Source organism: Nostocoides sp., from assembly GCF_035343835.1.
GTDB lineage: Bacteria > Actinomycetota > Actinomycetes > Actinomycetales > Dermatophilaceae > Nostocoides_A > Nostocoides_A vanveenii.
Map to the genome: position 1 here is coordinate 1 of NZ_DAOQZV010000108.1, position 10262 is coordinate 10262.

Sequence of the window (10262 nt, forward strand, 5' to 3'; positions counted from 1 at the left end):
GACGGCGGCGGCGAGCCGCTCGTCGGTGTTCTGCGCCGGGCTGCCCACGGCCAGCCCGTGCACGCGGGCCAGATCCACCACCGCACCGATACCGCCGCGCTTGATGTCCAAGGTGTCTCGGTGGGCACCCTCCTTGGCCAGCACGAAGCCGCGGAAGAAGCCGATCGGCGGCTCGTTCAGCACGGCCGCGCCCGCGAGGTGGGCGAGGAAGCGGGCCGAGGTGGGAGCCTGCGTGCGCACCTGCTCGGCCAACTCGGCATACAGCGAGGCATCGCCAGCGACCGGGCGCATGTCGAAGAAGATGCTCGCCCGGAGGATCGCTTCCGGCACGGGTGCGGTCATCCAGTCGGTGAAGACTTTGCGCCACGTTTTCAGGCGGAGGCGGCAGTTCGGGTTGGTGGCCATGACGTCGCCGGCACACGTGGGATAGCCCGCCTCGACGAGGGCATTGCTGACCAGCCTCGCCAGTTCGGCGAAGTACTCCTTGTCCGCCGATGTGGCCGCGTCATCGATGATCAGCGCATTGTCCTGGTCGGCCGCCAGGGCCTGCTCCATGCGTGCTCGCGAGCCCAGCGTCACCCAGCAATAGGGCACCGGCGGGGCGCCGAGCCTGGCCTCCGCGAGGGCGATCAGCCGCCGCTCGATGGCGTCGCCGACGGTGGTAACGATCCGCCCCATGTCGGCGGCGCTGGCGTCCTGCGCCACGAGCGACTCCACCACGGACGGCAACCGCGCCGCGATCTTGGCGATCGCCGCGCCGCTCTCCTGCTTGGCGATGTCGCCGGCGAGATAGACGGGGTTGGCATGTTCGAGGCGCATCAAGTCGGTGGTCGTCACCACCCCCAGCGCCCGGCCGTCTTCGACCAGCGGCAGATGATGGATGCGGCGGCCGACCATCTCCAGCAACGCCTCGAAGGCCAGACCGTCCGCGCGGGCCGTCACCGGCTCGGTCGTCATCACGGCGCTGACCGGGCCCGCGGGATCGAGACCGACGGCGAGCACCCGGTTGCGCAGGTCGCGGTCGGTCACGATGCCGGCCAACCGCGCGCCGTCCATGACCAGCAGCGAGGAGATGCCGGCTTCAGCCATCACCGCGGCCGCCTGCCGGATCGTGGCGTCGAGGCCGACCGTCACCGGCTCGCGCTTGACCATGTCGCGCAGGCGGGTCTTGAGCACGGCGCTGCCGGAGTTCGAGGCCTGCTGGAGAGCGACCGCACCGGCCATCCGCCGCGCGCGCTGGGAGTCGAAGAACTCCTCGAAGCCGGGCGCATTGCTGCACAGCTCGGCGAAGGTCGCGGCGTCCATGACCAGCGCCAGCGTGTCCTCGATGGCGACCACGCTGAAGGTCGACGGGTTGCCGCCGAGCAGGGTGGTCGACCCGAAGCACGTCCCGACCTCGCCCCGGTCGACGAGGGTGCCGACGGCATCGTGCATGTCGACGGCCCCCGACCGCACGATGAACAGGTGCAGGTTGTCGCGGCCCGGGACCATGATCGCGGTCCCGCGCCGGAAGTACTCGACGCGCAGCCGGCGCACCAGCCGCTCCACGGCGCCTGGCGCCATCGACTCGAAGGGTGGGTGAGCGAGCAGGAAGTCGCGGATCTCGGCGAGCTCCACATCGAGGGCCATGAGTCCATGGTGGCAAACTCGCTGCGGAATGGCGTGGCGCCCCCCGCCGGTGCGGGCGTAGGTTGTCCGGGCCATGTTGCTTCGACTGATCCGATCGCACCTGCGGCCGTATGCCGTGCCGGTCGCCGTCATCCTTGTGCTCCAGTTCGTTGCGACCCTGAGCAGCCTCTATCTTCCGTCGTTGAACGGCCAGATCATCGACCAGGGCGTCGTGCCCGCAGACATCGCCTACATCCTGCGCACCGGCGCGATCATGCTCGCGGTCTCCATCGTCAATATCGTCGCGACGATCGGCGTCGCCTGGGCGGCGGCGACCGCGTCGGCGGGGGTGGCGCGCGATCTGCGTCGCGAGGTCTTCGAACGCGTCGGGCGTTTCTCGGCGCAAGAGCTGTCGAGCTTCGGGGCGCCGACGCTGATCTCGCGCAACACCAATGACGTCATGCAGGTCCAGACGCTGCTCAACATGGGCCTGATGTTCATGGTGTCGATCCCGATCATGATGGTCGGCGGCATCATCATGGCGCTGCGCGAGGACGTCGGTCTCTCCTGGCTGGTCGCCGTCGCCGTGCCGCTGCTCGGGGTCATCGTCGGGTCCATCGTCGTTCGGATGCTGCCGTGGTTCCGGCGCATGCAGGAGTCGGTGGACGTGGTCAATCGCATTCTGCGCGAACAGATCACCGGCATTCGGGTGGTGCGCGCCTTTGTGCGCGAGCCCCACGAGGAGGCGCGCTTCGACGACGCCAACACGACCTATACCGGCACGGCGCTCGCGGTCGGCCGGCTCTTTTCGATGGTCTTCCCGCTGGTCATGCTCGTCTTCAACGGGGCCAACGTGGCGGTGCTCTGGTTCGGCGCGCACCGCGTCGACAACGGTCAGATGGAGGTCGGCGCGCTCACGGCCTTCATGACCTATCTGATGCAGATCCTGATGTCGGTGATGTTCGGGGTGATGATGTCGATGATGATCCCCCGCGCGAGCGTCTCGGCGGGCCGCATCACCGAGGTCCTCGATGCCGTCCCGACGATCGTGGACCCGCCCGCGCCGATCCCGATCGACCCGGAGCCTGAGCTGGCTGCTGATGATGACGCGTCGGTCGATCCGGTGTCTGAGACGGGCGCGCCACCGCCGCCCATCGGCATGGAGTTCCGCGGCGTCAGCTTCAGCTACCCCGGTGCCGACCACCCCGTCCTGACCGGTGTCTCCTTCGTTGCCGAGCCGGGCCGGACGACCGCGGTCATCGGCTCGACCGGAGCCGGCAAGACCACGCTCGTCTCGCTGGTCGCCCGCCTCTACGACGTCACCGAGGGCGCGGTCCTCGTCGGCGGGCTCGACGTGCGCGATGTCGCCCAGGAGGATCTCTGGCGTCATCTCGGCCTGGTCCCGCAGAAGCCCTTCCTCTTCAGCGGCACCGTCGCGAGCAACCTGCGCTATGGGGATGCCGACGCAACTGACGAGCAACTCTGGGACGCGCTGCGCATCGCCCAAGCGGCGGACTTCGTCCGAGCCATGCCGGGCGGACTCGACGCGCCGATTGCCCAAGGCGGCACGAACGTCTCCGGCGGGCAGCGCCAGCGCCTCGCGATCGCCCGAGCACTCGTGCGGCGGCCCGCGATCTACCTCTTCGACGACTCCTTCTCGGCGCTCGACCTCGCCACCGACGCCCGCCTGCGCGCTGCGCTGCGCCCCGTCACCCACGATGCCGCGGTCATCGTTGTCGCGCAACGCGTTTCGACGATCATCGCGGCGGATCAGATCATCGTCTTAGAGGACGGGATGATCGTCGGGAGCGGGCAGCATACGGAATTGATCGAGACCTGCCCGACGTATGCCGAAATCGTGGCGTCCCAGGCCGTCATGGAGGACGCCGCATGAGCGACGTCATCAAGTCGGAGGAGGAGAAGGCCGCCGAAGCGCGGCGCGGCCCGGCAGGAGCCGCCCAGCGCAGCGGCCCGCCGCACATGCGGATGGGCCAGCCGGCCGAGAAGTCGAAGAACTTCGTGCCCTCGGCCAAGCGCCTCCTCGGTATCTTGCGCCCCCAGCGCACGCTCGTCTGGGCGGCCATGGCCTTCGCCGTCGTCTCGGTCTGCCTCTCGGCGGTCGGGCCCAAGATTCTCGGCCGCGCCACCGACCTGATCTTCGCCGGCCTCTTCGGGCGGCAGATCCCCGCGAACCTCACGGTCCAGCAGTTCGCGACCATGCTCCGAGCCCGGGGTGAGGACAAGGTCGCCACCATGGTCGAGGCGATGGATCACGTCATCCCGGGGCAGGGCGTCGATTTCGGCGCGGTGGCTCGGGTGCTCCTGCTTGCGCTCGGGTTCTATGCCGTCGCCAGCCTGCTCAGCTGGGCCCAGGCGCGGATCATCGTCGAGGTCGTCAACGGCAGCGTCTACCGGCTGCGGCGGCAGGTCGAGGAGAAACTCGGGCGACTTCCGTTGTCCTACTTCGACTCTCAGCCGCGCGGGGAGTTGCTCAGCCGGGTCACCAACGACATCGACAATATTGCCCAGAGCCTGCAACAGACCCTCAGCCAGCTGATCACCTCCCTGCTGACCGTCATCGCGATGCTGGCGATGATGGTCTGGGTCTCGCCCCTGCTCTCCTTGCTCGCGCTGGCGACGATCCCGCTGTCCATCGGCGTCACGGCCGTGATCGGCAAGCGCTCACAACGATATTTCGTCCAACAGTGGAAGAGCACCGGAGAGGTCAACTCGATCGTCGAAGAGACCTTCACCGGCCACGGCCTGGTCAAGGTCTTCGGCCGTCAGGACGAGGTCGGCGCCCGCTTCGCGGAGAAGAACGACGCGCTGCGCGACGCCGGCTTCGGCGCCCAGTTCGTCAGCGGCCTGATCATGCCGATGATGATGTTCGTCGGGAACCTCAACTATGTGGCGATCGCCGTCGTTGGCGGTGTCCGCGTCGCGAACGGCTCGATGAGCATCGGCGACGTCCAGGCCTTCATCCAATATTCGCGCCAGTTCACCCAGCCGCTGACGCAGGTGGCGTCGATGGCCAACCTGATGCAAAGCGGAGTCGCTTCTGCGGAGCGGGTTTTCGAGGTGCTCGATGCTCCCGAGCAGCAGCCGGACCCCGCCGATCCGGTCCGGGTGGACGACCCGCACGGCCGCGTCGCCTTCGAGGACGTCAGCTTCGCGTATGCCGCGGACCGCCCCCTCATCGAACACCTCGATCTCGTCGTCGAGCCGGGTCAAACGGTGGCAATCGTCGGTCCGACCGGCGCGGGCAAGACCACCCTGGTCAACCTCATCATGCGGTTCTACGAACTCGACGGCGGCCGGATCACCCTCGACGGCGTCGACATCACCGAGATGACGCGCGACAACCTGCGCAGCGAGATCGGGATGGTCTTGCAGGACACCTGGCTCTTCGCCGGCACCATCCGCGACAACATCGCCTATGGGAAGCCGGGGGCCACGGAAGAGGAGGTGCTCGCGGCCGCCCAAGCGACCTACGTCGATCGCTTCGTGCACTCGCTGCCGGACGGCTACGACACCCTGCTTGACTCCGAGGCGAGCAATATCAGCGCAGGGGAGAAGCAGTTGCTCACCATCGCGCGGGCGTTCATCTCCGACCCCGCGCTGCTGATCCTCGATGAGGCGACGTCATCGGTCGACACCCGCACCGAGTTGCTCGTCCAACACGCGATGGCCGCCTTGCGCACCGACCGGACCAGCTTCGTCATCGCCCACCGGCTCTCCACGATCCGCGACGCCGACCTGATACTGGTGATGGAGGACGGCCGGATCGTGGAGCAGGGCGGTCACGCCGACCTGCTGGCTGCCGGGGGACCTTTCGCCCGCCTGTATGCCGCACAGTTCGCCGGCGCCATGGCCGAGGCGGGCTAGCCTCGAGCCATGGCCGGCTGCCTTCCGCAACAATCGCGCCTGGACTGTCCGTGACGACTGCCGGTCAGGGCTCGCGGGCGCACCCGGCCTCTCGGCGACCGGGCATACTGGCCTTGGTCGCAGCGGGGGGCGCGGCCGGCACGCTGGCGCGCGCGCTGGTGGAGCAGGTCTTCCCCGCCCGGGCGGGGCAGTGGCCGTGGGCCACCTTCGGTATCAACGTCACCGGGGCCTTCCTTCTCGGGCTATTGCTGCAGACCCTCGCGCTCGGCGGCCCGGACACGGGGTGGCGCCGTTCGGCTCGCCTTGGCCTGGGGACGGGGGTGTTGGGTGGCTTCACGACCTATAGCACCTTCGCCGTCGAGACCATTCGGTCACCGGCTCTCCTCGCCATCACGTATGCCGTGGCGACCGTCCTTCTCGGCGGGCTCGCGGCGGCGGCCGGAATGCGGGTCGCGCAGCGGCGGGCTCGGCCAGGCGGGGTGGCCGCGGGATGAGTCTGCTGCTGGTGTGCGTGGCCGGCGGGCTGGGGGCCATTGCGCGGTTCACGGTCGAGGGGCTGATCTGTCGGCACCGGCGTGGCGCCCTACCGCTGGGCACCCTGGTGATCAACATCGGTGGCTCTTTCCTTCTCGGCTTGGTCACCGGACTGGCGGTGCGGCATGCGGGCTTCCCAGCGGCAGTGGAAAGCGCTGTGGGGACGGGGTTTTGCGGTGGATTCACGACCTTCAGCACCGCCTCGGTCGACGTGCTAAGCCTGTGGGAGGCCGACGGTCCGCGGCCGGGGATCACGTATGCCGTGCTCACCCTCGCCGGGTCCGTGCTCGGCGCCGCCTTGGGCTGGTGGGCCGGCTCGATCGGCTGATGGCGGGCGTGTTTTGCCGGGTGCTACCGACCGGCGCACAACAGGCCGAGCGCTCCAGACCTCTGCCCAAGGCCAGCCCCTGCACGGACCGGCGATGGCCGGCTGCCCGTGCCTGGGCCGGCCGAGCGTCAGCCGGCGAGCCAGGCTCCGAAGGCGTCGAAGGAATAGGGCCGGCCCAGGAAGGCGGCGACCAGGTCGGCCGCATCGCGCGAGCCGCCGGGGGCGAGCACGTGGTCCCGATAGCGGCCGGCAACCCGAGTGTCGAAAAGCGCGGCGGGGTCGAAAGCCGTGAAGAGATCCTTGGCGATGACCAGGCTCCACATATAGGTGTAGTAGCCCGAGCCATAGCCGTCCAGATGCCCGAAGGAGGCCTGGAAGTGGGTGTCCGGGAGGCGGGCATACGCGTCATACGTCCTCTGAAGCTCCGCGACGCGGGCTGTGTGATCGGCCGGCCGCTCGAGGTGGAGATAGTAGGACGTCGCCGCATAGAACATCTGGGTGCGGGCCTGCAGTCCCTTGCCGAACTCGTGCGCCTCCACCATCCGCGCCACCAGATCCGCCGGTATGGGCGTGCCCTCGCCATCGCGGGCAAAAGTCGCCAGCACTCCCGCGTCCCACGCCCATTGCTCCAGCAGCTGGGAGGGGGCTTCGACGAAGTCCCACTCGGTGGCCACGCCGCTGAATCGCACCCACTGCTGATCGCCGCTGAGCACGTGATGGATCAAGTGGCCGAACTCGTGGAAGAGGGTCACAACGTCCTGATGCTCCATCAACCCGCGCGAGAAATTGCAGACCAGCGCACCCTCGGGCAGGTTCCGACTCGAGACCCCCGAGACGAGATCAAATTGCGCAGCGTGCTTGAACTTCCCCTCTCGCGGATGGAGGTCGAGATAGATCCGGCCGATCGGCGCCTGGTCGCGCAGGACGTCGTAGGCGGTGACGTCGGGGTGCCAGACGGGCGCGTCGGGCCGCTCGGCATACGTGATCCCGAAGAGCCGGCCGGTCACATCGAGTAGCCCGGCCCGCACCGCGGCGAAGTCGAAGTAGCCGCGCACCGCCGCCGCATCCACGTCGAATCGTTCGCGCCGCACGAGCTCGAGGACGTAGGCGGAATCGGCGCTCGTGATCGACTCGATCGCGGCGTCATCGCGCTGGGCACGCTCGAGAAGCAGGGCGAGCTCGCGCTGGGCCGGAGCGTGTGCCAGGCCGGCGATCCGGTCGATGAACGCGCCGATGGCGCCGCCCGAGCCGATCATCTTGACTTCGGCGTCGTAGTCCGGCCAGTTCGGATAGTCCAGCAGCCCGGCCAGCTCGGCGCGCAGATCGAGGATCTCGTGCAGGACGGCGTCGTTCTGCGGCCACGCGCGGTTGTTGAAGGCGCTGACCAATTCCTGCCGCGCCGCCCGGTCGTGGGCGAAGGTGCGGAACGGAATGACGTCGGGATAGTCGGTGGTGATCGTCACCAGGCCCTCGGCGTCGACGGGATGCGCGTCGATGAAGTCCTGCGGCAGCCCGGCGAGCCGATCGGGGGCGACGCGGATCGATCGCACGTCATCGCGGATGGCGCGTCCGAAGTCCTGGCCGAGTTCGGTCAGCCGCTCGCTGATCGCGGCCAGCCGCGCCCGCGTGGCCTCGTCCCGGTCGACGCCGGCACGCCGGAAATCCCGAAGCGTATGCCGCAGCACCCGCTCTGCGTCGGCGTCCAGGCCGTGGGTGTCGAGCGCGGCGAGCACGTCGAAGAGCTCGCGATCGAGCGCCCGGCCGGTCAGGAAGCGTTCTATCTCGACGGTGCCGTCCTCCGCAGCCGTCCGGACACCAAGGTCTGGGTGGACCTGCGCGAACAGGCCCGCGGCACCACTGGCGTGCGCGATGGCGATGTCGCCGTCATTCCATAGAGCGAGAGTCTCGGCCGTCGTGCGCGGTGTGCCGTCCTTGAGGCGCTCGACGATCAAGCGCGCGGTCGCCAGGCTGGCGCCGACGCGCTCACGGACATACGGCTCCCACGCGGCCGGGTCGGCGGGCAGGGACTCAGGCTCGATAGACACGCCCGCAACCGTAACCCGAGCGCGCGCTCAACCCCTGTCCCTAAACTCTGCTAGCAGCGTTTAGGTCACCTCCAGCACGGTAGACCCTGCTGCAGGACGCCTAACCTGTGCTGGGTGGGGTCGCAGGGGGCCGGTTGGGTTTCATGCCTGGCCGCCCGAGGGTCAGCCAGACCAGCACCACCCACACCGCGAGCGCGGCCAGGGGCGCCACGTCGCGGCGCCACATCAGCGTCAACTCCTCGACGCGCGCGCTCATCCCAACCACCCGTCCAGGGACGTATGCCAGCGCGACCACCACCCCGCGCGCGATCCACGCGCGCGTCAGCACCGCCACGCCCCCAGCCGCGCCTTGCGAGCCGAGCGCGGCCGCGCCGGCCAGGAAGCCGGGCAGCAACGCCCAGACCAGTTGGTCGTACCACGGCAAGACATAGGGAGCCCCAACCGCATAGGCGAACGACAGGGCCAGGGCGATGGATACCGCAGAGCCAGCGCCCACTGCGCGTGTCGACGCGGTCGCACCGCTGCCGACCGGGCCGGCGCCTGGCGCACCGGCGTTGTCGGACCGCGCCCGGTCCAGCACCTGCCAGCACAACCCCGCGAGCACCACGCAGACCACCCCCGCGACCGCGAAGACCACGGACCGCCAGGTCGCATCGGCCAGGTGCCCGCCACCCCATTCATAGACCTTGCGCCAGGGCGTCGCCAGCGAGATCGAGCGCCGCGCCCGCCCCAGTTGGTCGTAGGCATGCGGGCCCGCCCACCATTGCAGGGGGGCAATCACGACGAGCAGGCCCACGGCGGCGGCGACGTAGCGCCCCATGGCGATCCTGCCCCAGAGGTCCCCTGCGACGACCGCGCCACGACCGCGAGGCCCCCCGGGCGCTCGTGCCGCGAGGACCCTGCGCTCGGAGCGGGCGTCGCGAAGCCATCCCATCCCTAGAGCGACGAGGACCACACCGGCGGTCACCTTGATCCCGATCGCCAGCCCCGCAGCCATACCGGCCGCGACCGCAGGGCGCCACCCCGCCCGGCGACCAGCCAACAGAGCCGCCACCATCAGGGGAGTGGCGAGCGTGTCGACATGGGCCCCCAGCACCCCGGTCCCGACCACCAGCGGATTTAGCGTCCACAGCACGTCGACGTGCCCGTGCGCGCCGGGGAACAGGCGCCTCAGCAGCCACCGAGTCGACAGCCAGGCCACCACGATCAGCCACTGCCACACCCAGACGACCTGCCGCAGGTTGTCGCCGCCGATCCACGCCGCCAGGACCTGCCCGAGCGTCGCCAACGGCCCATAGATGCTCGGCGTCGTCTGCCAGGGCGGCTGCACCGCGCTGGTCACCGGATCGTGCCCGCCCGCCCACGCGATCGGCGACTCCGTCCACGGATCGCCCCCGTGCAGCGCGATCCGCCCATAGGCTGCGTAATTCGTATGATCGGCCGACCCGACCGGCATCGACACCAACGCCGCCGCGGCCACCACCATCACGAGTGCCGTGGGTACGGCGCGCGGCGCCCGTAGCCCGAGCCACAGACCCACCCCGCCCAGCACGTATGCCGTGCCCACCAGCGCCGCCGTCGCCCCCGATCCGAGGGCCCACGGCAGTGCTCCCGGCGCCCAGCCGCGCTGCCCCAGCCCCACTTTGGCGGCGCTGTCGCCGAGCAGTCCGGCCAGGATGAGTCCGGCGAGCGATAGGCCCGTCAGGCCGGGCTGAACCCACCGGCTGCGCCGCGCATCGGCTGCGGGCTGGAAAGGCGCCGGCATGACCGGCTAGTCGCCTCGGCAGGCCGCGCGCTGGTCGTCCCCGCTGCCGCCCTGGTTGTCGCCGCCGGCATCGTGCTCGGCGCCTCCGGCCGCATCG

Annotated in this window: 7 protein-coding genes; 4 read left to right on the forward strand and 3 right to left on the reverse strand. The window is 69.6% G+C overall.

The features are described 5' to 3' along the window. Positions 1-1629 (reverse strand): DUF294 nucleotidyltransferase-like domain-containing protein (locus PKH97_RS09235; protein ID WP_324387114.1); only part of this gene is annotated, 1629 nt, incomplete at its 3' end. 73 nt (positions 1630-1702) lie between these two features. Here PKH97_RS09235 and PKH97_RS09240 point away from each other — a divergent pair. The 4 genes from PKH97_RS09240 to crcB are packed head-to-tail and all read left to right on the forward strand — an operon-like array spanning position 1703 to position 6355. Then, positions 1703-3502, forward strand: a complete 1800-nt coding sequence (locus tag PKH97_RS09240; RefSeq protein ID WP_324387115.1) for an ABC transporter ATP-binding protein — start codon at positions 1703-1705, stop codon at positions 3500-3502. Beyond that, complete coding sequence (locus PKH97_RS09245; protein ID WP_324387116.1) at positions 3499-5493, forward strand: ABC transporter ATP-binding protein; 1995 nt, start codon at positions 3499-3501, stop codon at positions 5491-5493. Before PKH97_RS09240 ends, PKH97_RS09245 begins: the two co-directional genes overlap by 4 nt. Positions 5494-5543: 50 nt before the next feature. Beyond that, a complete protein-coding gene (locus tag PKH97_RS09250; RefSeq protein WP_324387117.1) occupies positions 5544-5987 on the forward strand; it encodes a CrcB family protein in 444 nt (147 codons plus the stop codon). Further along, complete coding sequence (gene crcB, locus PKH97_RS09255; protein WP_324387118.1) at positions 5984-6355, forward strand: fluoride efflux transporter CrcB; 372 nt, start codon at positions 5984-5986, stop codon at positions 6353-6355. The genes PKH97_RS09250 and crcB overlap by 4 nt, the downstream gene beginning before the upstream one ends. 128 nt (positions 6356-6483) lie before the next feature. On the opposite strand, the gene PKH97_RS09260 is transcribed toward crcB, so the two are convergent. After that, entirely contained in the window at positions 6484-8400 is a 1917-nt protein-coding gene (locus tag PKH97_RS09260; protein ID WP_324387119.1) for a M3 family metallopeptidase, read from the reverse strand. 100 nt (positions 8401-8500) lie between these two features. Next, a complete protein-coding gene (locus PKH97_RS09265; RefSeq protein ID WP_324387120.1) occupies positions 8501-10165 on the reverse strand; it encodes a hypothetical protein in 1665 nt (554 codons plus the stop codon). Positions 10166-10262: the final 97 nt, after the last annotated feature.